At 66.4% G+C, this 24,483-nt stretch carries 24 protein-coding genes and 1 tRNA gene; 8 read left to right on the top strand and 17 right to left on the bottom strand.

The window, feature by feature from the left end:
* Positions 1–89: 89 nt before the first annotated feature.
* The 5 genes from V9E98_07455 to V9E98_07435 all read left to right on the top strand — a co-directional run bounded on the left by V9E98_07455 (position 90) and on the right by V9E98_07435 (position 4,942).
* On the top strand, positions 90–1,307 hold the full coding sequence (locus tag V9E98_07455) for a cytochrome P450 (protein ID MEI2716817.1): 1,218 nt from the start codon (positions 90–92) through the stop codon (positions 1,305–1,307).
* 54 nt (positions 1,308–1,361) lie between these two features.
* A complete protein-coding gene (locus V9E98_07450) occupies positions 1,362–2,810 on the top strand; it encodes an NAD(P)/FAD-dependent oxidoreductase (GenBank protein ID MEI2716816.1) in 1,449 nt (482 codons plus the stop codon).
* A 180-nt stretch (positions 2,811–2,990) separates the two neighbouring features.
* Entirely contained in the window at positions 2,991–3,677 is a 687-nt protein-coding gene (locus V9E98_07445; GenBank protein MEI2716815.1) for a DUF981 family protein, read from the top strand.
* A 231-nt stretch (positions 3,678–3,908) separates the two neighbouring features.
* Entirely contained in the window at positions 3,909–4,211 is a 303-nt protein-coding gene (locus V9E98_07440; GenBank protein MEI2716814.1) for a DUF427 domain-containing protein, read from the top strand.
* Between the two features lie 203 nt (positions 4,212–4,414).
* A complete protein-coding gene (locus V9E98_07435) occupies positions 4,415–4,942 on the top strand; it encodes a hypothetical protein (protein MEI2716813.1) in 528 nt (175 codons plus the stop codon).
* A gap of 59 nt (positions 4,943–5,001) precedes the next feature.
* On the opposite strand, the gene V9E98_07430 is transcribed toward V9E98_07435, so the two are convergent.
* The 12 genes from V9E98_07430 to V9E98_07375 all read right to left on the bottom strand — a co-directional run bounded on the left by V9E98_07430 (position 5,002) and on the right by V9E98_07375 (position 14,673).
* Positions 5,002–5,403: a hypothetical protein gene (locus tag V9E98_07430; protein MEI2716812.1), complete on the bottom strand. Its 402-nt coding sequence runs from the start codon at positions 5,401–5,403 to the stop codon at positions 5,002–5,004.
* The gene (locus V9E98_07425) at positions 5,400–6,122 is read right to left on the bottom strand and encodes a Crp/Fnr family transcriptional regulator (protein MEI2716811.1); all 723 of its coding nucleotides are present in this window, start codon (positions 6,120–6,122) and stop codon (positions 5,400–5,402) included. Before V9E98_07425 ends, V9E98_07430 begins: the two co-directional genes overlap by 4 nt.
* A complete protein-coding gene (locus V9E98_07420; protein ID MEI2716810.1) occupies positions 6,122–6,379 on the bottom strand; it encodes a hypothetical protein in 258 nt (85 codons plus the stop codon). The genes V9E98_07425 and V9E98_07420 overlap by 1 nt, the downstream gene beginning before the upstream one ends.
* The gene (locus V9E98_07415; protein MEI2716809.1) at positions 6,376–6,837 is read right to left on the bottom strand and encodes a hypothetical protein; all 462 of its coding nucleotides are present in this window, start codon (positions 6,835–6,837) and stop codon (positions 6,376–6,378) included. The genes V9E98_07420 and V9E98_07415 overlap by 4 nt, the downstream gene beginning before the upstream one ends.
* Positions 6,838–6,952: 115 nt before the next feature.
* Entirely contained in the window at positions 6,953–7,972 is a 1,020-nt protein-coding gene (locus V9E98_07410; protein MEI2716808.1) for an ERCC4 domain-containing protein, read from the bottom strand.
* 213 nt (positions 7,973–8,185) lie between these two features.
* Positions 8,186–9,334, bottom strand: a complete 1,149-nt coding sequence (locus tag V9E98_07405; GenBank protein ID MEI2716807.1) for a hypothetical protein — start codon at positions 9,332–9,334, stop codon at positions 8,186–8,188.
* Between the two features lie 960 nt (positions 9,335–10,294).
* Positions 10,295–10,368, bottom strand: a tRNA-Met gene (locus V9E98_07400).
* 258 nt (positions 10,369–10,626) lie between these two features.
* Complete coding sequence (locus V9E98_07395; protein ID MEI2716806.1) at positions 10,627–11,445, bottom strand: UPF0182 family protein; 819 nt, start codon at positions 11,443–11,445, stop codon at positions 10,627–10,629.
* 206 nt (positions 11,446–11,651) lie between these two features.
* A complete protein-coding gene (locus V9E98_07390) occupies positions 11,652–12,122 on the bottom strand; it encodes a UPF0182 family protein (GenBank protein MEI2716805.1) in 471 nt (156 codons plus the stop codon).
* Positions 12,070–13,479, bottom strand: coding sequence for a UPF0182 family protein (locus tag V9E98_07385; protein ID MEI2716804.1), 1,410 nt, complete (start codon positions 13,477–13,479; stop codon positions 12,070–12,072). The genes V9E98_07390 and V9E98_07385 overlap by 53 nt, the downstream gene beginning before the upstream one ends.
* A 10-nt stretch (positions 13,480–13,489) precedes the next feature.
* Positions 13,490–14,533, bottom strand: coding sequence for a PDZ domain-containing protein (locus V9E98_07380; protein ID MEI2716803.1), 1,044 nt, complete (start codon positions 14,531–14,533; stop codon positions 13,490–13,492).
* A complete protein-coding gene (locus V9E98_07375; GenBank protein MEI2716802.1) occupies positions 14,530–14,673 on the bottom strand; it encodes a hypothetical protein in 144 nt (47 codons plus the stop codon). Before V9E98_07375 ends, V9E98_07380 begins: the two co-directional genes overlap by 4 nt.
* A gap of 133 nt (positions 14,674–14,806) precedes the next feature.
* Between V9E98_07375 and V9E98_07370 the strand changes: the two genes are divergently transcribed.
* Positions 14,807–16,123 (top strand): zinc-dependent metalloprotease, encoded by a 1,317-nt coding sequence (locus V9E98_07370; GenBank protein ID MEI2716801.1) that lies wholly within the window; start codon positions 14,807–14,809, stop codon positions 16,121–16,123.
* Positions 16,124–16,153: 30 nt separating this feature from the next.
* Here the strand turns inward: V9E98_07370 and V9E98_07365 are convergent, their stop codons facing one another.
* Genes V9E98_07365 through V9E98_07355 form a run of 3 tightly spaced genes read right to left on the bottom strand, consistent with a single transcriptional unit; the run spans position 16,154 to position 19,198 of the window.
* Positions 16,154–17,389, bottom strand: coding sequence for a class I SAM-dependent methyltransferase (locus V9E98_07365; protein MEI2716800.1), 1,236 nt, complete (start codon positions 17,387–17,389; stop codon positions 16,154–16,156).
* Positions 17,390–17,438: 49 nt separating this feature from the next.
* A complete protein-coding gene (locus V9E98_07360; GenBank protein MEI2716799.1) occupies positions 17,439–18,821 on the bottom strand; it encodes an FAD-binding oxidoreductase in 1,383 nt (460 codons plus the stop codon).
* A gap of 53 nt (positions 18,822–18,874) precedes the next feature.
* Positions 18,875–19,198, bottom strand: coding sequence for a DUF5679 domain-containing protein (locus tag V9E98_07355; protein MEI2716798.1), 324 nt, complete (start codon positions 19,196–19,198; stop codon positions 18,875–18,877).
* 52 nt (positions 19,199–19,250) lie between these two features.
* Between V9E98_07355 and V9E98_07350 the strand changes: the two genes are divergently transcribed.
* Together V9E98_07350 and V9E98_07345 are read left to right on the top strand one after the other, a co-directional pair.
* Positions 19,251–20,087 carry a TOMM precursor leader peptide-binding protein gene (locus tag V9E98_07350; GenBank protein ID MEI2716797.1) on the top strand — a complete coding sequence of 279 codons (837 nt, stop codon included), beginning with the start codon at positions 19,251–19,253 and terminating at the stop codon, positions 20,085–20,087.
* A 91-nt stretch (positions 20,088–20,178) separates the two neighbouring features.
* Positions 20,179–21,501 carry an AarF/ABC1/UbiB kinase family protein gene (locus V9E98_07345; protein MEI2716796.1) on the top strand — a complete coding sequence of 441 codons (1,323 nt, stop codon included), beginning with the start codon at positions 20,179–20,181 and terminating at the stop codon, positions 21,499–21,501.
* On the opposite strand, the gene V9E98_07340 is transcribed toward V9E98_07345, so the two are convergent.
* On the bottom strand, positions 21,479–23,560 hold the full coding sequence (locus tag V9E98_07340) for an ATP-dependent DNA helicase UvrD2 (protein MEI2716795.1): 2,082 nt from the start codon (positions 23,558–23,560) through the stop codon (positions 21,479–21,481). The two genes, V9E98_07345 and V9E98_07340, sit on opposite strands and share 23 nt — an antisense overlap.
* Entirely contained in the window at positions 23,557–24,474 is a 918-nt protein-coding gene (gene nudC, locus V9E98_07335; GenBank protein MEI2716794.1) for an NAD(+) diphosphatase, read from the bottom strand. The genes V9E98_07340 and nudC overlap by 4 nt, the downstream gene beginning before the upstream one ends.
* Between the last annotated feature and the right edge of the window lie 9 nt (positions 24,475–24,483).

The raw sequence follows: 24,483 nt of genomic DNA, 5'->3' as shown, positions 1-24,483 counted from the left end.
GTCGGTTTGCCTGCTTGTCCGAGCCCGATCCCTGCTCCTGCCCGCCGCGACAGTCCACCCACCCCCTACCCTGACTTGAGGAGGAGCGCATGACAGACGACTGGGATCCTCGAGCACCAGAGGTTCGAGATGATCAGATCGTCGCCTACGACACGCTTCGCGAGCGTTGCCGGGTGGCCCACAGTAGGGCCTGGGGCTGGTCACTGCTGCGTCACAGCGATGTGGTTGATGCGCTCGGCGACCCGGTCACGTTCAGCAACCGCGTCTCCGAGCACGTCGCAATACCGAACGGGATGGACCCTCCCAATCACACGGCCTACCGGGCAGTCGTTGACCGCTGTTTCAGCACCACCAGAGTGGCGGCCTTCGAGCCGCAACTACGCGACCTGACCGCCGACCTCATCGAACGATCCGTTACCGGACGTGACCAGGTCGAAGTCATGTCCGAGTTGGCCTTGCCGTTTGCGGCGCGAGCCCAGTGCGCGTATCTGGGATGGCCCGAGACCGTGGCCGACCCACTTCTGCGATGGTCTGATCGAAGTGCCCTGGCAACGGCGAAACGTGATCGCGCCGAGTTGGATCGGGTCGCGAAGGAGTTCGACGGGATCATCCGAGACGTGCTCACTCAGACCCGCGCCGGTAGGGCGGATGGACCCTCCAGCGTCACGGTGGACCTTCTGACAGCCGACATCGACGGTGAAGCGCTGACCGACGATCAACTGGTGAGCATGCTGCGCAACTGGACCGTCGGCGAGCTCGGCACCATCGCCGCTGCTGTGGGCATCATCTGCGAGTTCCTCGCTCGAAACGCCGATATCTGCGGCCATCTGCGAACTGGCATCGACCAGCGCGCTCTCGATGAGATGCTGCGACTGGAAGCCCCGCTGATCAGCAACCGCCGCCGCACCACCCGACCGGTGACCCAGACCCGACCGGTGACCCAGACCCGACCGGTGACCCAGAACGGTGTCTCCATTCCCTCCGACACTCCCTCCGACACTCCCTCCGACATTCCCTCCGACGCCGCGGTGACGATCATCTGGCCGGCCGCTCAACGCGACCCTCGTGCCTTCGCGGAACCGGACCAGTTCCACCTCGACCGGCCGACGGACCTGAACTTGCTCTACGGCCGCGGGATCCACTACTGCCCAGGCGAGGGACTGTCCAGGCTGGAGCTCGGGGTATTCACCGAGGTCTTCCTGGATTGGGTGCCGAAGTTCGCGCTCAGGGCACCGGCGAAGCGCGCAGCCCCGCCATCGGGCGGTTTTGCCGAGGTCTTGTTGTCGTTGGGGGAACAGGCCGAATAACGCGGGTGGCGACTGAACAAGATCGGTCGCAGGTGTGACCAGTAAGGAGTCCTCGTGACATCAACCGTCGGAGTGATCGGCGGTGGGGTCGCAGGACTCACCGCCGCCGCAAGGCTCGCGCGTAGCGGGATGAAGGTCGAACTCTTCGAGGCCAACGACAAGGTCGGCGGGTGCTGCTCGACCACCGACATCGGCGGCTACACGTTCAACGACGGGGCCTTGTACCTGGCCCTGCCTCAGATGTTGGATCGGACCTTCGCTGAACTCGGGTTGGACCGACAATCCGTGCTTCCCCTGCAGCGCATCGCAGCGCCACAGACCACCGTTTTGCCCAACGGCGACCGGGTCACCTTCGGGGGGGAACGCCGAGTAAGCGTCGATAGGCGCGATGGGACAGTCGACGAGCGGGCTCTGCAGCGCGAACTGGATGCCATGATGGCTCGCTGGCAGCCCGCCCTTCGGCTGCTGACCGACGACATCTTGGTGCGGCCTCTCAGCCTTCCTCACGTCCTGGCCAAGGGCTGGCGGCAACTGCCCAAGTTCCGAGGTTCCGTGGCCGACGAACTGGACCGGCTGTTCAGCGACGAATCGGTCCGGGCAGCGATGTCCGGAGTCCTGCTGTACACCGGGATTCCCCCACAGCAGCAGCCGGTGATCTCGATCCTGGGCCTCGTGACGTTGTTCTGCGACGGATTTCATCTCCCGGTGGGCGGGATGGGTAGAGTCCCGGAAGCTCTCAGCACAGTCACGGTGGCTCATGGGGGTCGTATCCACCTGCGGCACCGGGTCGAGAGGATCAGGGTCGAGGGCAACCAGGTACGCGCGGTGCAGATCGAGGGCCACGACACCATGGAACTCGACGCAGTCCTGTCGACAGTGAGCGGAATGCTGACTTACGAGTCATTGCTGAGTCCTGAGGACTCCCCCCGCCGGTTGGCGCGGAAGGCCAAGAACGCGAAGCTGTCCCACAGCGCGTTCTCTGTGCAGCTCGGTCTGCGCAATCACATCGACGTTCCGAGTCATTCGAACTGCCACATTCCTCCTATGGACCACCAGGACGAGGTCTTCACCCCCTGCGACAACGGGGTCATGTGGCCCGTGTACGACGTTCCCACAGTGACCTTGCCAGGACTCGCGCCCGAGGGCGGGAGCGTCATCGAGATGTACCCACCAGTACACCGTGACCTCCCGTTGGATCGATGGAACGACGATCGGAAGGCTGAGGTGGAAGACCGCGCGGTGGAGGCACTCTCGCGCATTCACGACCTCGACATCGCCGCCACGCGTACGACGAGCCCGAAGGAATTCCGGGACGACCTGAATCTGTATCGTGGCGCCGTCTACGGCCTGTCGCCACAGGTCGCACCCTGGAATCACTTCCCCCACCGCACCCCGATCCGGGGCCTTTACCAAGGCGGCCAGACCACCTATCCGGGATACAGCGTTGGGCGCTCCGCGATCTCCGGGATCCTCGCTGCCGACGCCCTCTTGCAGGACCTGTGACTTGCCGGACCTGTGACCACCGACCCCGTTCCCGACGAACGACGGGAGTCACTCGCGCCCATCGAGATCTGCAACGGCAACGGCAACGGCAACGGCAACGGCAACGGCAACGGACCTTCCTGATCACTCACCCGCGCGCCTGATCACGGACCCGCGCGTCGGCGGCTTCCGCTCGCAACAATGGGCGGCAGACAGCCGACCATGGAGGTCCTGGTGATCCTCTACAACACCTTGCTCGGCGTGGCGGCCGGAACCGCGATGATCCTTGTTCCCCTGCTCGCCCGACACGTCCGGCGGCGGGACCTTCTCTCAGTTGAGGGTTGGGCTCTCAGCTTGGGGGTGTTGGGGGTGATCATCACTTTCCTGAGCGGGGCCATGACCGTGACATGGCCACTCGATGAGAAGCCACAGGTGAACATCCTGTTCGGCGAACCTTCGCTATTCCTTGGACTCCTGGTCCTCGCGGCTGCCCTCTACCTGTGGGCCCGAGGCAGCGCCCTGACCGCGAGTAGCGCCGATGACCGACACCTACTGGCCGTCACCCAGCCGCTGGCGTGGCTCATCTTCGTGCTGGGACTGATCCTGACCTCCTGCACCATTGCGATCCTCTCGCTCAACGCGTTCGGTAACGCACCGCAGCAGGAGCCGGTCAGCGGCGCCCTGCCGGCGGGCCTCGAGAACGGCTTCCTCGGCGTCGTCTACGCGCTGGCCGCGATCGGCTGCCTGCTGGCCCCCTGGGCCGTGCGCAACCTGCGTGGCCCCCTGGCGCTGGTGTCCGGTTGGTGCCTGGTTGTCAGCGGGGTAGCGCTGACCCTGTACAGCGTGCTCAACTACTACACCCACATCGGGCTTCTGCTGGCCACGTGACTCAAGGGCCGCACCCCACGACGCTCGCCCTGCGCGACTGCGTATCCAGCCATCCGGAGCACGCCTCACGCTGAACGGCCCGGCAGCGCCGTGTGGCAGGACCGTGTGGGCGCCCCCACAGTAGTACCCAGGCCAGGAGTGTCAGGGTGGATTCCCAAAGAGGGACTCTCGCGAGGGGACTCACACGGCCAAAACAGGCCCAGACCAGGCCCATGACAGGAAGGAACACTGATGAAAGCGATCTGGAACGGGGCTGTGCTGGCGAAGTCCGACGACACAGTCGTCGTGGAGGGCAACCACTACTTCCCACCCGAGTCCTTGAACCAGGAGTTCTTCGTCGACAGCGGCACGCATACGACGTGCCCGTGGAAGGGCCAGGCGTCCTACTTCAGCGTGGTCGTCGATGGCAAGACCAACACCGATGCAGCTTGGGTCTACCGTGACCCGTCAGCGGCCGCCCAGCAGATCAAGGGATACATCGCATTCTGGCGGGGAGTGAACGTCGTCGGCGACGAGGACGAGAGCCGGGATTGAGCTGGCCGTCCCACTCCTGCACATCCCCGCCCGACGGCAAGAGGCCCGATGACCCACCGCGACACCGGCTGCCTTCACTCCATCTCACCGGCATCCGCGCACCGCGCCGCAGAGCCCGCGGTGCGCCGAAGGGACCGCACCCGACCGCGTGATTCCAACGCGCAGAGGTCCATGACCGACTGAATCCGACCTATGGTGCACGTATGTCCCCTCTCGCCCGGCTTCGCCCCGTGCCACTCCTCCTGGTCGCCGCAACCGGTGCCGCTCTCACCCTCGTAGCGTCCGCGAACGGCGCCACTGCCGCAGTTGACACCGACGTCATCAAGGTGGACCGCAGCATGAACGGCATCAGGATCCACAACCGCGCATGGTGGGTGGTCAAGCAGATGGGCCCGCCGCGCCAGGTGACCCGGGGATCCGACGACCTCGGCCGCTACCGGATCCTGAAGTACCCGGATCGCTTCACGGTGAAGATCAGTCATTCGATAGGAACGGTCACCATATCGACTCGTTCTCGTCAGCCGCGCACTACCGAGGGCATCGGCGTCGGGTCCACGCTTGCGCAACTCCGGGCCGAGTATGACGTGTCGTGCCAACAGGTTCCTGATGATCCGAGCCGGCAGGTCTGCGAGACCCAGCCTCCCGACCTGGGTGAGAGCGACACCCATACGGTGTTCCAGCTCACCAACCAGGTCGTCCGCGTCGTCAAGCTGGAGATCTGCGACTGCTGAGGCGGGCGGAAGATCAGCCCCAACTGCCACCTGCGAAGCGCTCCACGACGACCCCAGCGTCAGGTGGAACTCCAGCCGTTGTGGTCGATGCTGGTGATCACGGCGGACTCGAAGTTGCTCACCGATCCGCCCAACTGGTCCAACTGGTCGGGACTCAAGGCCACTTGCAGGGAACCGTCTGTCAGTCGGGCCAACACCACGGGAGTGCCGGCGACCTGTGTGGCGGCCGCGACGTCCGTGGGTTGCTCGTTCAGGTGCAGTAGCGTCACCGGAATCCCCATACGGCTGACCATCGCGTCCCACTGGGGCTTGCGGCGCACCGGGGAATGGGTGACGTCGCAAAGTGCACAGTGCGCGGTTCCCAGGAGCTTGCCCAGTACATACTTCGCCTCACCGATCGGTCCGCCATCGGCGTGATAGACCCCGATGAGTTCTGTGACCGTGTCGTCCGACGTACTCATCGCATTACCTTCGACTGGTAGCCCCCGGTGGCGACCGACAGGCCACCGCTGTCGGCAAGTTCGCGCAGCGTCGCCGGGTCGCGCACGATGATCCGACCGCGCCGCAGAGACACCAGACCCCGGTCGGCCAGGTCGCCCAGAACCTTCGTCGTGGTCTCCCTGCTGCTTCCGACCAGGTCCGCCAGTTGTTCGTGGGTCAGTTTCACCGTCGCTTGGTCACCGGTGTTGCCGGCCAATCGGGCCAGTGTCGCCGCGATCCGTTCCGGGGCGGACTTCAACACACTGTCGCCCAGTCGCCGTTCGAGATCCGCCACTCGCGAGCCCAGAAACTCCGCCACTCGCGTGGCGATACGCGGATCGGACAGCAGAAGCCGTTCCACATCGGCGCGGCTCATCAGACAGACCACGCACGGCTCGATCGCCTCGGCGTAGCTCTGATCCAGATGCTGTCCCAGCGCGGCCATCTCACCGAAAACCTGACCCGGTGTGATCATCGCTGTGGTCATGGTCCGCCCGTCGATGCCGATCTGGTATAGCCGGATGCGGCCCTTCTTCAGGATGAACAGCACCTCGGTCGGACTATCCGGTGAATACAGCATCTGTCCCGCGGGCAGCTGGCTCATCGGAGCCGACTTACCGATGACCTCGACCTCGTCATCGGACAAGTCCCGAAAAAGGTCGAACTCGCGCAACACCCACTCTCGCTCGACGTCAGCCATCACAACTCCGCCTCGGTGACCGCAGCATGTAACTGAGCCAATGTGGGATTGCCATAGGACACCACGGTATCCCCCAGATAGAACATCGGCGTCCCGGCGAATCCCGGCTTGGGTCTCCAACTGCTGTGGTCGACGTCGATGACATCAACGACCACGTCCGGGCGCTCCTGGCCGAACCGATGCGCCAGGGCCAGTGCCTGCGCGCAACCCGCGCAGGACACCGACACCAGCACCTCCAAACGGATCCGACCGGTCACACCCGCTGCGCTCCCCGTCGGATGACCGCGACCGCGACTGCGCCCAAGATCGCACCGAAGATGATGTGACCCATGAGCGACTGCCACGCCATGGTGTTGATCACGAAGACCGGCATCCCCAGTTTCACCGGCATCAGGAGCAGGGCGCCGAGCACCCACCACACCACGCCGTACACCACACCCATTCCGATGCCAGGACCCCACGAATCCAGGCCCCGCACCGAGACAAGCCCGAAGCCGATTCCCAAAGCCACCGAGATCGCCAGGTGGAGCCCCCAACCCACGATGATCGACTCGCTGCCGACCATCATCGCCACCATCGGGATCATGTCCATCATCTGCATCATCATCCCGAACACCATGCCGCCGACCAGGCCACCGGCAGCGCCGGCGACCACCCTTCGACTGACGTCGATGCCCGTGGCATTCGTCGTGATGTTGACTGTGGATGTCGCCATTTCTGCCTCCTTGTCGCTGCCCTGCCCGTCAGGGTCGACACAACGTAAGGCGGAAGGTGAGGCCCGTTCCGTGATCGCGCCCACACTCCGTCTGCTCTTTTTCGCGTAGCGGTGGTCAGTGTCCTAACGGCGGCGCGTCGGCGCCCGAGTCCGTGGGGTTGGCGCGGCGGTAGGCGGCGAGGACCTTGGCGCTGATGCGCCCCTTGGCGGAAACCGGAACGCCCGCGAGCGCTGCCCAGGCCCGCACCTCGGCGGCGGAGACATCCAGGTCTGGCGCCACCGGGGCGGACATGGGCTTGCGCGAGGGCATGGCCAGCGGGGTCAGCCGGGAGAGCAACACCTCGTCGTCGGCGACGACCTGCCGGGCGGCGGCGAGGAAGCGGTAGGTGTACTCCTCGGCCATCGACCGCGTATCGCAGAACACGATTGGCACGGTGGGCCAGCGAACCTGGGTCTCGGCCAGGGAGTCCGCGATCTGTGACGGCCGGACGAAGCCCAGGGCGAAGATCGCGGAGAAGCGGTCCTCGACGACCACCGCGGCCCTGGGTACGGCCGCCAACTCCCCCATCGCGAACGCCAATCGACCTGAGGTGAGCGACGACACGAAGTCCGATGCCGACTTGCGCTCCACGACAGCGATCAGCCGATCCTCGACGATCAGCCCGTAGTCCCCGGCGGGCAGCGACCGCTTGGTGGTGGTCACCCGACGATCGCTGAAACGATAGGCGTAACGCTCGTGGGAGTCGACGGTCACTTCCAAGGACCCACCGTCGGCCCAGCCCTTGGGAACTGCGGCGCGGGGTCGGGACTTCTTGCGGGTTCGGGGTCCCTGCCAGAACACGACGTCGCGGCCGCGCGCTTTGGTGAACACCAGTTGAGAGCGGTTCTCCCGCGACCGCTGCAGGACGAGATCGATCGCCGCACCACGGCGCTCACACGATCGCAGGGCTTCCCGAATGACGATGTCCGGCGATGTCGGCCACTCGTCCCGCGACACCGGGTGGCAGTAGACGGCACTGGTCCTCGGCCAGGTGTCCCGGACGCGGAAGACCAAACCCTGCCCCAACGGTAGGAGCATCAGATACGGCAGCTTCGAGTCCGGGTCGGGGTTGCGGGCGATCAGCAGTTCCGCCATGGCAACCAGTCTCAGGCATGGCGCGCCCGCTCGTGCGATGAGCTGGCCTGACTGATGTCGGGCCACGGCTACCAGGATTCCGGGGCGTGCGGGTCATCAGGTCGAGCTGGCAGGCCCCAGGATCGGCGAAGGGGACCAGATCATGCGGCTGTCGTCTGCGACGAGTTCGTCCAGCGGCCAGTTGACCAGACACGAAGAGGGGACGTACCCGCATCACGCGGTGTTGACGCGGGTAGTGCCCACGTCCGCGCTGCCGGGGTCGGCGCTACTGCACATCTCGACGACGGCAGCGGTGACCGCGGTCCAGGCGGCCTGGGACGCGTCGTTGAACGCGTTCAGGTGGATTTCGCCGTCCTGCAGGGCGGGCTCGAACGGCACCGTCAGAACCGGAACGCCCAGCGATGCCAGGGCGGCGGTGACGCGTTGACTGGTCTCGGGCGAAACGCGCACCCCGGAGTCGTTGAGGACCACCACCGTGCGAGCGATCAGCCCCGACTCGGGATCGCTGAACTCGCTGGGTCCAGCTCGAAGGATGTCGAGAACACTGGCCGCACCGGCGATCGCATCACTCGAGTATGTCACCGGCAGGACCGCGACATCGGCTCCCTTGACCGCTGCCTGCCAGGCGCCGCTCGCCGGATTGATGGACGTGTCCGTCACCGACATGGAGTAGAAGTGGTCGATGACACGCCGGAACGACGTGACGTCGTCGCCGGTGAGCACCCGGCTCCGTCGATCGGCATCCGCCAGTACATCGGCATGGGACGTCTGCCGCTGCATGTACATAGACAGAGCCACCGCGTTGGGCACCTGGTCGGCGGCGGCAAGCAACTCGCTCAAGCCGCGATCCGTGGATCCTTCAGCACGAAGAGCCAGGGTGCCGGTGGCCTCACATGCCTCGACCACCGCCACCCCGCCGCCGCGGACGAAAGCCAGGACACCTGCCAGAGCCAACGCCGTGGGGGTCTTGGCGCTTCCACCTTTGAGGTTCAGGACGGCCACGTTCATGGGGCGCGACCATCGCGCTGTCTCGATCACCTGACGCTGACTGCTCAACACGGGCGGGGATTCCTTGACCACCTTGACTCCAGCTCCTGAGCGTCGAGCCAACCGCGCCCGCCAACTGGTCTTGGTCGCCGGTGCAGCGGCCGGAGTGGCGACCGCGGATACAACCGAAGCCGGCGGGTTGACGGCGGTCGGGGCTGGCGGACGCGAAACTCCAGACCGCTCACTGGCGACCAACGCTTCATCCCCCGGCGTGAGGAGGTCATCCAGGTGGACGGTTTGGGGTGCTGTCTTCTCGACGTCCTCGGCGGGAGCAGCACCCATAGCGCTTTCGGGTGAGGAACTGGGGTGGGACATGTGAGGCTCCCGTGGCGCCAATCGGAGTGAGTGTCATCCGGGTCCTCTGCAACGTATCAAGGCCTGACGGATCTCATGAGTCCCTCCAGGATTTACGTCGGACACGGGGATTGACATGGGGATGCGGGCAACCGGCTGGCCCGGACCCCATCAACTGGCGTCTGCGACCAGCTCGCGAAGTCACTGGACATCGTCACACTCGGACTGCCCTTCAGACACCTCCCATTGTGACGAGCCGCCGACGCTGAACCGCCGATACCCAGGGTCAGTACCTGAACTTACCTCTGATGGTGAGCGTGATGAGCTGCGAGGCCACGTCACCAGTTCCCTTCACGCTCAAGCGTCCCCGGGCTCCGACGTAGCGGCCGGTACCACCGGTGACCTTCAAGTAGCCGGTGAGGCGGGCATGATCGCCGCTCGCGCTTGATCTCGAGAACGCTGGTCCCGCGCACACTGCCTTCCGCGAAGTACATCGTCCCCCTCGATGTCTCATCACGCGATCCGTCCGTCGTGCGCCGCGAGACAACCGCACCCTTCCCCAAGGTCCCGGCAACGGTGCCCGTCACGACTGCCGTGCCATTGGATCTCTGCTCGAGCACTCTGGCGGTGGATGTGATGACCACGCGGTGAGAATCGGGCGCGGGATCGGCTGTAGCCGCTGACGGTGTGGCCCCCACCAAGAGGGTGGCAGCCGCGAACGGAGCGAGGGAACGTACGGTGAGTTTCATGCGGTCCTCCCTGGACTGACTTACCAGGCTATTCCCGCCGTCGCGGCCGTCGACAACCCAGTCAGACTGTCGAAGCACACCCCGATGGACGAGAACTATCAACCCCGCGGCCTACCCCCAGACCCAAGAAAGGCACACCCGCAAAGGCGGCATGAAGAAGGGCTACCGCTACCCCAAGAAATAAGAATGTCCCGGGACATCCGATAAGGATGTCCCGGGACTTCACATGACGTAGCGGGGGCAGGATTTGAACCTGCGACCTCTGGGTTATGAGCCCAGCGAGCTACCGAACTGCTCCACCCCGCGGTGATCGCTGATGCGACTCGCCTAGGTTACTGCCCGAGGTCGATCCCTCCAAATGAACGGCGTTCACCCGTTGCGAAACGCACGCCGCACCGGACGCGGCCGCGGGGGTCCCCGTCGCCGCGTCGGTGGGTTCGGGTGGCGCCGAAGGGGTGTCCGGCGGGGCGCTCGGCGAAGGCACGACATCAGGTTCCCGCGCCGTGGGCGGCTCCTCACCGGACAGCCGCGCCTCAGCCGCAGCGGCCCGGTCCAGGGCGGACTTCAGCCGCTCCTGCGCCTCGCCGTAAGCGGTGAAGTCTCCTTCGGCCAACGCCCGCCGACCATCTTCGTACGCCTTGTTGGCATCGGAGATCGCTTGGGCGAGCTCCTCAGCCGGAGTCGAGATCCGTCCCCGTTGCCGCCCTGGTTGCCACCTTGATTGCCCCCGTCGACAGATCCGGTGAAGACCTTCGCGAGGGCATCCTCGAGGTTGTCCTCCATGACGACTTCGGGCCCGTACGCGGCCAACACCTTCTGCACGAGCGGGAAGCCTTGCTCACCGGCCGCCTGGACGTACACCGGCTCCACGTACAGCATCCCGTCGGCGACCGGCAGCGAGAGCAGGTTGCCGAGCACGACCGTCGACCCGCCGCGGCGCAGAAGGTTCAACTGAGAACTGACCGCAGGGTCGGACTCGAAGTTGTTCTGCACCTGTGTCGGACCCGGAATGGTCGTGTTGCGCGGCAACTGCAGGACCCGGATCGTGCCGTAGTCGGGCCCCGGAGCGGAGTTCGCTGCCATGAACGACGCCAGCGTCTGCCGGCGACTGGGCGAGAACGCGGTGGTGAGCGAGAACGACGGCTCCGTGGTGCCGGGCATCTGCAGCGTCAGGTAGTACGGCGGCTGGAAGACATCGACATCTTTCGTCGGATCATTGGGGATGACCCAGAAGTCCTGCCCGGAGTAGAAAGCCTGGGCGTCGGTGACGTGATACCTGCTCAGCACCGTGCGCTGGACCTTGAAGATGTCCTCGGGGTATCGGACGTGCTGCAGGACTTCCTCCGGAATCTCCGAGCGAGGCTGCACGGTGTCGGGGAACACGCGCTCTCCACGCCAGCGCGATCGGATCACTTTCGTCCCAGAGGTACAGGTTGACCGTGCCGTCGTAGGCATCCACTGTCGCCTTGACCGAGTTCCGGATGTACGTGATCTGATCGCGGCTCTGCGCCGACACCGATCGAGAAGTCGCCGTGACGGAGTCGTTGGTCGCTTCGTTCAGCAGAGTTCGCGCCGAGTTGGGGTAGTTGTTACTGGTGGTGTAACCGTCGACCATCCACTTGATCCGCCCGTCCACCACGATCGGATACGGATCGCCGTCCAAGCGTGAGCCACGGCGCGACCTTGGCCACCCGGTCACGCGGGTCGCGGTCGTACAGGATGCGCGACTCCGGGTTGACCAGGTCGGACAGCAGGATGTTGGAGTCCTGGAACTTGGTCGCGAACACCATGCGGTTGAACAGCGAACCCATCGGGACGCCGCCGATCCCGGTATAGGTGTTGTTGCGCTGACCGGTCGGGCTGGCGTCGTCGGGGAAATCCAACTCGCGCGGCGGGTCACCTTCGGGGGCACCGACGATCGAGTACTCGGGCGACAACTGCCCGAAGTAGATCCGGGGCTCGGTGATGTCGAGGATCCCCTGCGGCGGGATGTCGCTTTCGAAGTAACTAGGGGCACCGCCTGTGGTCGCCGTGTTGTCGTCGCGCGGCGACGAACCCATAGCCGTGGGTGTACACGGTCTTGTCGTTGGTCCAGTTGCGCTGCCCCTCCGGCAGCCCGTTCAAGTCGAGTTCGCGAACCGATACCACGGCGCCCTGCTGCAACTTGTCGGGCAGCGTGTAGCGGTCGACGTCCAGCGCGTCCGGGAACGCGTAGAACCCGCGGATCTGCTGCTGTTGCCGGAAGGTCGGACTGACCACGGACGGATCGAGCAACCTGATGTTGCGCAGTGTGCCGGAGTCCGTACGCAGCACAGAGGCCGGCGCGACCTCCTGGCCGTCGTAGTCCTGCACCTGAACACCGTCGAGCCCGTACGCGGTCCTGGTGGCGTTGATGTTGTTCTGGATGAACGGCCGTTCCCGGACTTCCTCGGTGGGTCGGACCTGGAAGTACTGCACGACCGTCGGGTAGAGCCAACCGATCAGGACACTGCTGGCCAGCAGGATGCCCAGAGCGATCAGGGGCAGCGACCACTGGCGGCGGAATGCCGTGATGAAGAACAGGATCGCGACGACGATCGCCGCAAACGCCAGGATGGTCTTGCTCGGCAGCACCGCGTTGACGTCGACGTACTTCAAGCCCGTGAAACCGGGGACGAGGGACTGGCTTTCCACAGCCAGGTCGTAGCGGTCCAACCAGTAGGCGACGGCCTTGGCCAGCAAGAACAGCCCCGCCAGAACAGCGAGATGGGACTGAGCGGCCGGGCTGATCATCCGTGAGTCGCCCTGGAGTCGGATACCTCCGTAGAGGTAATGAACAACGACGGCGGTCATCAAGCTGAGCAGCAGGACGGCGAACACCCAGCCGATCAGGAATCGGAACCAGGGCAGTTGGAACACGAAGAAGCCAACGTCCATCCCGAACTGCGCATCGGTCTGGCCGAACGCGCCCCCTTCGCGCCACAACTGGAACGCCGACCACTCCGCGCTCGCTGACAGCCCGGTCATGATGCCCATGAACGTGGCGAGCCCGATGGTGATCACGAGTCGGTACGGTTCGATGGACGCGCGATACCGCTCCAAGGACGCCTGCTCGGCGGTCATACGACCAAAGGCCGGACGGGTGCGGAACGCGATCGCCGCGTTGAGGGCCAATGCCCCCGTCATGAGCGCACCGAAGACCAGGAACAACCCGATCTGGGACATGACCGTGGTGGCGAACACCGACGTCTTCTCGACCGAGCCGAACCACAGCCAGTCGCTGTAGAACCCCGAGAAGATCACGAACGCCAGGACCAGTCCGCTCAGGACCAGGATCGTGGGCACGAGCACCCGCCCGCGCGACGGTGGTTCCGCGAGTCGCTGGGCGGTTCCACCGGCGCCGGTGCCGGCACCACCACCGGGCATGTCGAAAGCCATGAGCGAAACCCTACTCGTCGCCCGTGCGCGGGCATCCCGGAAGTGGTCGCCCCGCCCGCCAGTCCTCGAGCGCCGTGATGGCCTCGGTCAACGTGGCGACCGGGACAACGGGCAATCCGTCCGGTTGTGACCCCACCACGTCAGGGCAGTTGTCCGCGGGAGCGAGGAACAGTTCCGCTCCGGCCTGTTGCGCCGCGATCATCTTCTTGTCGATTCCTCCGATCGCGCCGACGTGACCCTGGCCGTCAATGGTCCCCGTGCCGGCGACCGTGCGCCCACCGAGCAAATCTCCCGGAGTGAGCCTGTCGACCATGCCGATCGACAGCATCAAACCTGCGCTCGGCCCTCCGATGTTGTCCAGATTCACGGTGGCTTTGAAATCGGATCGGTATTGATCGTCCAGCAACACGCCGATCACGGCCTTGGCGGGATCATCCGGGTCCTGGCGCGATGTGACCTCCACGACGCGTTCCCTGCCGTCCCGCTCAACGCTGATCGCGAACGTGGTTCCCGCGGGCTGACCGGAGATCGCGGCGCTGACGTCTTCGCGGGTGTCGATCTTCTTCCCGTCGATGGCGACCACGGTGTCCCCCGTCTGCAGCAGTCCCTCGGATGCTCCGCCGGCGACAACCTGAAGCACCGTCGCGTACGAACGCACCGGTCGATCCAGGTACCGGGCGGCCGCTCCGAGCGCACCCGAGGTCGAGTCTCGGAAGATGGCTTCTTGCACCTCGCGGTCGCCGGGCTCCGCAGCACTGTCATCGGGGACGACGGTCGTGTCCGGCATGAACAGACCCACCAGGGCCGACCCCACGGTGATCTGACCCGACGATCCGCCGCTCTCCGCGACTGTCGTCATGTCGAGCACTCCCGTCGTGGGATGGGTCTTCGTGCCGGAGATGACCAGAACCTGCTTGTTCTCGTTCGTGCCGAGGATGTCGAAGACCGGGCCCGGCGATCGGGACACGAACGGTATGGGCACCAGCACGGCGCCTGTCACGACGACCACCGACAAGGCGATGGCAAGCACCGCCCAGAACCGGGCGCGCGTCATGATCCGCCGAGACCGCGTCTGATGCGACGCAGGCGCTCGGCATCGTCGGGAGTTGCGGGACGGCGATCGCGGCGGAGCAGCACGATGGCCGCCAGAATCGTGACGACCACGGGCAGGGTCAACCAGATCAGCGGTTCCACCCCGGAAGTATCCCCCATGCCCGACAACCGCGTGGTCTGTTGTTTGTGCGCTCTGAGCGGACGCGGCCGCAACGCGGTCGTCAAGGACCCCACCCGCAGATACCGTGGGGGGATCCAAGCAAGGAGATCGCACATGAGCGGCAACATCCCCTTCGGCTTCCAACCGCCGGGGGACGGCGACCCGGGCAACAACCCGTTGGGCAACTTCGACCTGTCCAATCTCGGCTCCGCGCTGGAGTCCCTGGGCCGCATGCTGCAGGCCGGAGGCGAGGGGGCAGTCAACTGGGACATGGCCGGCCAGATCGCGCGCAGCAGCGAACCGCAGAAGGCCGACCACGGCGTGACAGCTGCCGAGCGCACTGCGGTCGATGAGGCAGTCGGCCTGGCCAACCACTGGCTCGATGGTGCCTCGTCGTTCGCCGCCAGCAACGCAGCTGCGATCGCCTGGAGCCGCGGAGAGTGGGTCGACGGCACCATCCCCGCATGGCAGCGCATCGTCACGCCCGTCGCCGAGCACGTGCAGGGCGCCATGACCGGTCTGATGAGTGGACAGAGCCTGCCCGAGGGCATCCCGGGACTCGACGCCGAACAGATGAAGTCCATGATGGGACCGCTGGCGGGTATGGCCCAGCAACTCGGCTCCGCGATGTTCGCCAACCAGGTGGGGCAAGGGCTGGGGATGCTCAGCGGCGAGGTGCTGTCGTCCTCCGACATCGGAATCCCGTTGACCCCCGACGGTCGGCCCACACTCGTGCCCCTCAACATCAACGAGTTCGCCGACGGGTTGGGCATGCCGCGCCAAGAGGTGCTGCTGTATGTGGCGCTGCGCGAGTGCGCCCACCAGCGTCTCTTCACTCACGTTCCGTGGCTGCGATCGCGTCTCGAGGACGCCGTCGCCGCCTACGCCCGCGGCATCCAGGTCGACATGAGCCAGATGGAAGAAGCCTTCGGCAAGTTCGACCCGTCCGATCCCGCCAGCCTCACCGAGGCCATGGGTGGGGACATGTTCGAGCTGACGCAGTCCCCCGCTCAGCTCGCTGCCCTGGCCCGGCTCGAAACTCTGCTGGCACTGGTCGAAGGCTGGGTCGACCATGTCGTGGTCGTGGCGGTCGCGGACCGACTCCCGTCCCTGCCGCAGTTGACCGAGGCGATGCGCCGCCGCCGGGCGGCCGGTGGCCCGGCCGAGAAGACATTCGCCAGCCTGGTCGGGTTGGAGCTGCGACCGCGCCGCCTTCGCGAAGCCGCGCAGTTCTGGTCACGCGTCGAAGCGGACAGCGACACCGCCGCTCGCGACGGCTACTGGGACCACCCCGACCTGATGCCGACCGCCGAGGACCTCGACGACCTCGACGGCTTCTTCGAACGCTCCGGCGCGGAGACCATCGAGATGCCCGAGGCCCGCGGAGCGGCCGACCCCGACCAAGGCCCGGGTGAACCGGGCTCGAACTGAGCCCTGAGTGCTCCTACGGAGCTCGGGGCGTCACGACCCCCAGTCGGGGCGCAACGGGATGTTCGCGTAACCGTCCGGCGATGTGCGGGTGGACAGCACCTGGTGCAGTTGGATGACGTTGTGCGCGAACCCGAACCGGGAAACGGCCAGGTAGAGGCGCCATACCCGGGCCTTGCGCAACCCGACCTCGGCGACCGCGTCCTCCCAGTGATCGTCGAGGTTCTCCGACCACTTCTGCAAGGTCATCGCGTAGTGCACGCGCAGATTCTCCTCGTGCTGCACTTCCAGCTTCTGATGCTCCATCGCCTCGATCAGATGGCCGACATTGACTAGTTCGCCGTCCGGGAAGATGTAGCGATTGATGAACCCGCGCCGGTACATGGTGGGCTGCTTGGTGTCCGTCCGCGTGATGCAGTGGTTCAACAGCCGACCACCCTCGACCAACTTGTCACGCAGGAATGAGAAGTAGCCGGGGTAGTTCGCGCGCCCGATGTGCTCGGTCAGCCCGATCGACGACACGACGTCGAAGCCGGTTTCGGGTACGTCACGGTAGTCACCGCACCGAAGATCGACCAGGTCGGTCAGTCCTTCCTCGCGAATCATCTGCTGGCCCCACGTGGCCTGTTGCGCGGACAAGGTCACTGCGATGACCTTGACGCCGTAGTTGGCCGCTGCGTGACGGGCCATCCCACCCCAACCGCAGCCGACATCGAGCAGTCGCATCCCGGACTGCAGCCCCAACTTCCGACAGACCAGATCGAACTTCTCGTCCTGCGCCTCCTCCAACGTGGAGTCGGGCTTGGGAAACACCGCGCACGTGTAGGCCATCGTGGGGCCGAGCAACCACTCGTAAAAGCGGTTGCTGACGTCGTAGTGATGACTGATGGCCGCAGCATCCCGGTTCTTCCCGTGACGCCGGCCCGACAGGCGAACCTCCTCGGGAGGCGGTGGGAGCCTCTTCAGCGCGTGGGGGCCGAACTGCTTGGCCAGGGCCAGCCGATCCGACCACGACGGCATCTGCGCTGACCGGTACAGCACATCGAATGCGCCGTAGATGTCACCGCTGATGTCCACATCGCCGTTGACGTACGCGCGGGCGATCCCCAGTTGACCAGGAGCCCCGGCGATGGCCTGCAGCGCCCGCTCCGATGTCAACGTGATCCGGTAGGGGGCATCGGGACTGCCGGCCCGACTGCCGTCGTAGCCGACGAACTCAAGCTCGGGGCTGTCGGGGACGACCATGCGGAAAGCGTCGGCAATGTTCATCGGGGGTTCCTCCTCATTGCGGCCATCATGGCGGTTGCGGGCGCGGCAGTCACGAGGAACGCACGCACTTGGCGTACAAATCGAGCAACCGCCGTTCGGGGTCGTAGCGGTCTTTCAGCCGCCAGTAGGTGTCCCCGCCGTAGATGTCGTAGAACTCGTCTCGGTCGTAGTAGGCCGTGGAGTACAGCGACTTGCGTCCACCCAACTGCGTGACCTTCTTCTCGATCGCGCGGTTGACCGTCCCCGCCGCTGGCTCGACGCCGGGGGGGAGTTCGACGCTGGACCAGAAACCCACGTTGACGTAGATGCCGTTCGGGTCGAACTGGTACAACGGCCACACCGCATCGGGATCACGCTGACGCAGCGGGCACACCCACACCGGTTCGATCCGCACCTCGTGGTGAAAGAAGTCCATGAACTCCGGCAGTGCGGCCAACGGGACCTCGACATCTTGCACGACCGCTTCGCGCTGCGGGCGGCCTCGTCGTACCGCGATCCGGTTGGTGATGTTGTGCCGCCGTTCGAAGGCCACGATCTTCCAGTAGACGTCACTGCGCAGCCTGGACTTCGGCCACAGTCGCCGCACGGTCGGGTTCTGCGCCCCCATGGCCCGAGAACACCAGAACCAGTCGGTGTCCCAGCGCCACAGGTAGTCCAGTGTGGTCAGCCGATCGGACGCTTGCCGCCGGATCGACCGGTAGTAGATGTCCATGCCGGTGTAGTCCGAAGACGGGCCCATGTCATCCACGTAGCGCGCCGTCGTCAGGTACATCTCGTTGCCGGCGAACACCGTGCCGTCCACGTAGTCGACAGACTCGTCCTGCCACTTGCCTCCGACGACGATCTCGCCGATCGCCTCGGCCATGTCCGTGGTGGACCCGAACGCCGTGTGGCGCAATGCCATCTGCGCCGGGACTGGTTCGAGCTCGATGTCCAACCGAAGCGCATACCCGAGAGTCCCGTAGGAGTTGGCGAATCCGAAGAACAGGTCGCTGTGCGGGCCGTTTGGTTCCGCGCGCACGATCTCACCCGCACCTGTCAGCACATCCATGCCGAGGACGGACTCATGCGGCAGGCCGTTGCGGAAGCTGGCCGCTTCGATCCCCAGCCCGGTGACGGCACCGCCGAGGGTGATGGTGCGCAACTGCGGGACACACAGCGGGACCAGGCCATACGGGAGCGTGGCGGCCACCAGGTCCTCGTAGGTCGTCAGCCCACCGACGGAGGCGGTGCGCCGCTCGACATCGACGTCATAGACACCGTCGAACGCACCGAGGTCGAGACGGTGCGAGACAGCATCGCGGGAGCGGAAGAGATTCGAGGTTCGCTTGGCGAGCCGGATGGGCTCACCGACCGGCCACTGCGCAATGGTGGCGGCGGCGCGGGCCGCGGCGGTGTCGAAATCCGGCGGCGCCGGTCTATGGGTACTCATGCCACCGTGTGGAAAGGCGGGAGAGGGGCTGGTGTGGCCCCCCTCCGCTCAGATCAGGCCTTGCCCAGAATCCGGGCGACGGTGGTGCCGCAGACCGGGCACTTGCCCTTGGCCATGCGTGTGCCCTTGGCGTTGACCGACACCTCACCGGTGAAGTCACGCTTCTCCTTGCACTTCACGCAGTACGCAGTGCCGCTGTATTCCTCGGCCATCGTTGATGCCTCCTCGTCGGGGTCGGCGGCTGCCGACCATCGCGCGTGCAAGAGTAACCCCCGACGTCGTCGGTATCCGGGTGGGGGCCATGCGGCGATTTTCAGGGGCGATGCCGGCGTCCGGAAGTCGACGCCGAACGCGATCGCTTGGCGACACAGCGTCACGGCCTGTGGATGGCCGATCGGATCTGGACCGGCGCGGCGCAAAGTGACCGTCGTGACGACCCATGAACTTCTTCGCCTCCATCCCTGGCGTCCGCTGCTGACCGGAGCCACCGGCCTGCGCGTGGCCTTCGATCCGACACCAGCCGACCTCCCCGAGCATCTGAGCGGCCCGCTACGGGCGGCGGCCCGCGGCACCGACCACGACGGGGTCGGCGTTCGCACCCTGCAGGAGGTCGGCGCCTTGGTAGATCTGCGGCATTGGCGAGCCTTGGCGTCTGTGCACGGTGATGCCGGCGCTCGCGCCTACCTCAGCCGCGCCGCCCGCGGTCTCGATGCCTTCGACCGCATCGAGCGCCGCGGGTCCGCAGCGGTGGCAGTGTCCGGCGACGACGATCTGAGCGAGCCCCTGCGCATTTCGTTGCGGGCCGCTGGTGTGCCGGTTGTCGACCGACGCGGCGATGCGGTGCTCGAGATCCATGTCGGGCGGCCCTCCCCGACCACCATCCAGCGCTGGATGGGATCCGACACGCCTCACCTGGTCGTGGTTCCCCGCCCGGATTCCGTTCGGGTGGGGCCGCTGGTCGTCCCCGGCGCCACGGCGTGCCTGCAGTGCCTGCATCTGAGCCGGTGCGACCGAGACCGACAGTGGCCAGCGCTGTCGGAACAACTGCGCAGGACAACCTCGCCACAGCCGGACCCCGTCCTCATGGGGCACGCGAGCGCTGTGGCGGTGCGCGGCATCGTGCAGCATCTCGAGACCGGAGACTCGGCACTGCACTCTCAGTACTGGACCTGTGACCTCGACGCCCTGCAGCCGCTCCCGACCCAGGTCGCCAGACATCCAGCCTGCGGATGCTGGTGGCCGTTGGTCGGTGATCACCCGACCTGACCAGAGGCTGGTCGGTGTGGGTCACCCCGGTCTACCGATCGTCGGCGGACGTCGATGAGCGCGACCGCGCACAGTGGGCGAGAATGTCGTCGTGGCCCAACTCCCCCGGCGCACCCTGACGCGCAGTGCGCGGCTGGCCGCCCTGCCGATCGGACATGCGGGGCGAGCCGCGGTGGGCCTCGGTAAACGTATGGGCGGCAAGCCCGCCGAGGCGGTTACCACCGAGTTGCAGCAACGCTCCGCCGAACAGATGTTCAAGGTGCTCGGTGAACTCAAAGGCGGGGCCATGAAAGTCGGCCAGGCGATGAGCATCTTCGAGGCCGCGCTCCCCGAGGACATGGCCGGGCCCTACCGCGCGACCCTGACCCGGCTGCAGGAGGCCGCTCCCCCGCTGCCCGCCGAGACCGTGCACGAAGTGCTCGCCGACCAACTGGGGGCCGACTGGCGCGACCGGTTCGCCGAGTTCAACGACCAGCCGGCAGCCGCCGCCAGCATCGGACAGGTCCACCGGGGAGTGTGGCGTGATGGCCGCGACGTCGCAGTCAAGGTCCAGTACCCCGGAGCCGCCAAGGCGCTGGCAAGCGATCTGAAACAGATGGTCCGCATGGGCCGACTGTTCGGCACTGCGGTCCCTGGCCTCGACATGAAACCGCTGCTCGAAGAGTTGCGGGAGCGGGTCCTCGAGGAACTCGACTACCTCACAGAGTCCCAGTCCCAGCGAGCCTTCGCGGTTGCCTTTGACGACGACCCTGACTTCGTGATCCCGCATGTTCTGTCGGCCGCGCCGAACGTTCTCGTCACGGAATGGGTGGAGGGCCGCCCGTTGGCCGACGTGATAGCGAAGGGAACACGTGAGGAGCGCGATCACGCGGGGCTGCTGTACCAGCGATTCCTGCTCTGCAGCCCGGAGCGGGCCCGACTGCTGCACGCCGACCCCCATCCCGGCAACTTCCGGATCATGCCCGACGGACGACTCGCGGTCCTCGACTTCGGAGCGGTCGCCCACCTGCCCGACGGCATGCCCCGGGCCGTGGGACGGTTGATGCGCATCGCGATGGCCGGCGACGCCGACACCGTCCTGGCCGGCCTCACGGCCGAGGGATTCGTGCGGCCCCACATCACATTGGACGCTGACCGCCTGCTGGACTATCTGACCCCGTTCATCGAACCCCTGCAGGTCGAGGAGTTCCACTACTCACGGCAGTGGCTGCGGGGCCTCTTCGAGCGGGTCAAGGATCCCCGGGGCGCCGACTTCACGGTGGGCCTGAAATTGAACCTGCCGCCCAGCTACGCGCTGATCCACCGGGTGTGGATCGGTGCCACCGGCGTGACGTGTCAACTGGACGCGACGATCCCGGTGCGCCCCGAGATGGAGCGCTGGGTGCCCGGCTTCATGGACGAGGATCTGCTGTAGCCCGACCCGCCACGATGGCCAGGATGGCGGAACCGTGGTCGGCGATCCGGTGGGGCCACATGCCGGGGATCTCACCGAGCGCAACCGGGTCACGGGGAATCCGCTCTGCGATGGCGCGCAGTGTCGTATCGGTCAGCACGGCATGCCCGGGCAGCCCGGCGGCATCGGCCGTGCGGTCGCGCCAAGCGGTCAACTCAGCGACGAGTCGATCGTCCGCAGGTGAGCCACAGGATTCGCAGTGACCCAGCACCCGCTCCCTCCCCGTCACAAGGGCCCGGTGACAACGGGTGCACCGAGCCGGCGGCAGGCCGGCACCGGCCCGATCGCAGTGATCGTCGGTCGCGGGTTGCGCAACAGGTGGCGCGGGGAACTCGGGAACCGTCCCGGAGCCATCCAGTGCCGCCAGATAGGGCGAGGGCCCCTGCCTGCCGCCACGGGTGGTCTCGGTCGTCCACGAGACAACGAGTCGACGCTTCGCCCGGGTGAACCCGACGTACGCGAGCCGCTGCTCCTCGAGGCGAGCATCCGATGACTCCGCCCGTGAATACGGCAGGGAGGAGTCATCCGCACCGATGATGAAGACGGTGTCCCATTCGAGGCCCTTGGCGGCGTGCAACGTGAGCAGGCTGACGCCCGCCGGCGGTGGGGACTGGTTGTCGGTCCCGCGCTGCTGCAGTTCGTCGAGTCCCTGCGCGCCGGTGGCGACGAGCCCTGACGCGTCATTGGTCGCGCTCGGATACAGGGCGGCGAGGGCTGCGAGGGATTCCCACCGGTCGCGAACTCCAGGACTGTCCGGCGGGGTCGGTTCGTGACCCATGGCCGCGAGCACCGCAGCCATGATCTCGGGCGCCGAAGCGTCGGGCTGGACGCGCAGTTCGCCGCGGTAGCGGGTCACGGCTTCGCGCACTTCAGGCCGTTCGAAGAACCGGTCGCCGCCGCGAGTGCTGAACGGGATCTCCCGGCGGCGCATCTCGTCCTGCAGCACTCGACCTTGGCGATGGATGCGGTAGAGGCACGCGATGTCGGAGGGTGACTGCCCGAATCTGATCAGACCCGCGATCTCGTCGGCAACGCCACGCGCTTCAACGGTGTCCGTCGGGAAGCTCAGCACCCTGGTCCGGCCCGGGTCGGTGCCGGCACTGCGCAGTTGCAGCGCCCCGGGCAGGTCGCGGCCCAGCCGGTTGGCTGCCGCGGCGATGGCAGGCGCGCAGCGGTACGTGGTGGGCAGTTCGACGACAGTGGCACTCGGGTAGCGCCGTGGGAATCCAGCCAGCAGGGTGGGATCGGCACCGGCGAACTGGTAGATGGTCTGCGCGGCGTCGCCCACGACGCAGATCTGGTCGCGGTCGCCGACCCACAGGTCGAGCAGTCGCTGCTGCAGCGGACTGACGTCTTGGTATTCGTCGACGGTGAACCAGCGAAAGGCGCGGCGGACTGTCTCGCGCACATCACTGCGCGTGGTGAGCAAACCGACGGTGACCAACAGGACGTCGTCGAAGTCCATGACCGAGCGTTCGGACTTGACGGTTTCGTAGCGTTGCAGGACCGCCCCGATGTCCGTGGCGGGCAAGCCGCCGGTGTCGCGCTCCTTCGCGCGCACCGGGTACTCGTCCGCGGTGAGGCAGTTGGCCTTGAGCCAGTCGAGTTCGGTGGTGAACACAGCGAGATGGTCGCGGTCGCTGGGGAGCGACGTGTCACGCGCCGCCTGACTGAGCAGCCCGGCGCGATCGGCCTCGATGCGGGGCGGTGTTCCTCCGATCGTGTCGGCCCAGAAGTGCCGCAGCTGACGCAGCGCAGCCGAGTGGAAGGTTCGAACGGCGACGTCTCCCGCACCGAGCTGGGCCAGCCGGGAGTGCAGTTCGCCCGCTGCGCGGGCGGTGAAGGTGACGGCGAGTGACCGGGAGGGGTCGTGGCGCCCGGTGCGGACAGCGTGCGCGATGCGGTGTGTGATCGTGCGGGTCTTGCCCGAACCCGGCCCCGCCTTGATGAGCACCGGACCGTCGAGGGCTTCCGCGGCATGGCGTTGCTCGGGGTCGAGGCCGGCCAGGATGTCGGTCATTGCCGGGACCATTGACCGGGCAGGGCGGCTCCGAACCACAGTTCGATCAACCACCGGGAGATGCTGAACCGCGGTGGCAGCCGCACGTGCCCGGCCGCGCAGTTCTCGGACAGTTCCTCTCGGGTGAACCAGCGGGCTTCGGCTATCTCGCTGCCGTCAGGGGTGATGGCGGTGTCCAGGGCCGTAGCGTGAAAACCGAGCATGAGCGAGCCGGGGAACGGCCATGGCTGGCTCCCGCGGTACCGGATGTCCGTGACGGGGACCCCGGACTCCTCGCGGACTTCACGCTCAACGGCGTTCTCGAGGGTTTCGCCGGGCTCCACGAAACCGGCCAACGTCGAGTACCACTGCTGGGGCCAGCGCGACTGACGGCCGAGCAGCGCGCGATCGGAGTCATCGATGACGAGCAGGATGACCGCTGGATCCACCCGGGGGAAGTGCTGACTGTCATCGGCCGGACAGCGACGGGTCCAGCCCGCGTCGGCCACCACGGTCGGGCCACCGCACCGGGCACAGCGGGAGTGGCGGCGGTGCCAGTTGAGCACTGCCACAGCGGCGACGACGATGCCGAGTTCGGGGTCGTCGGTGAGCGCGAGCCCGAGCTCGCGCACCCCCAACAGTCGTTCGGAGGGCACGGCGTCACCGGACCGATGCACCGCGAAGTACGGCGCGCCCGCGAGGTCCTGCCCCAAGAACACCCAGTCACCCGTCGGCTCCTGAGCGATATCGGTGGGTGAGACCCACGCCACGTCGGGGTCAGGACCCTCGCGGGTCAGCACCCGGTCGCCGACGAACACGGCAGCCCGGGCCAACGAAGACTGCCATTGCTCCCGCAGCCACGCCGCGTCGCTGCGGCGATGGGCGACCCGGTCCAACGGCGGCACTGTCAGTGGCAGCGACGGGGGTTCTGACATAGGTGGTCA

It is taken from the genome of Candidatus Nanopelagicales bacterium, assembly GCA_037045355.1.
Taxonomy (GTDB): domain Bacteria; phylum Actinomycetota; class Actinomycetes; order S36-B12.
This window is presented reverse-complemented; position numbering and strand designations above follow the sequence as displayed.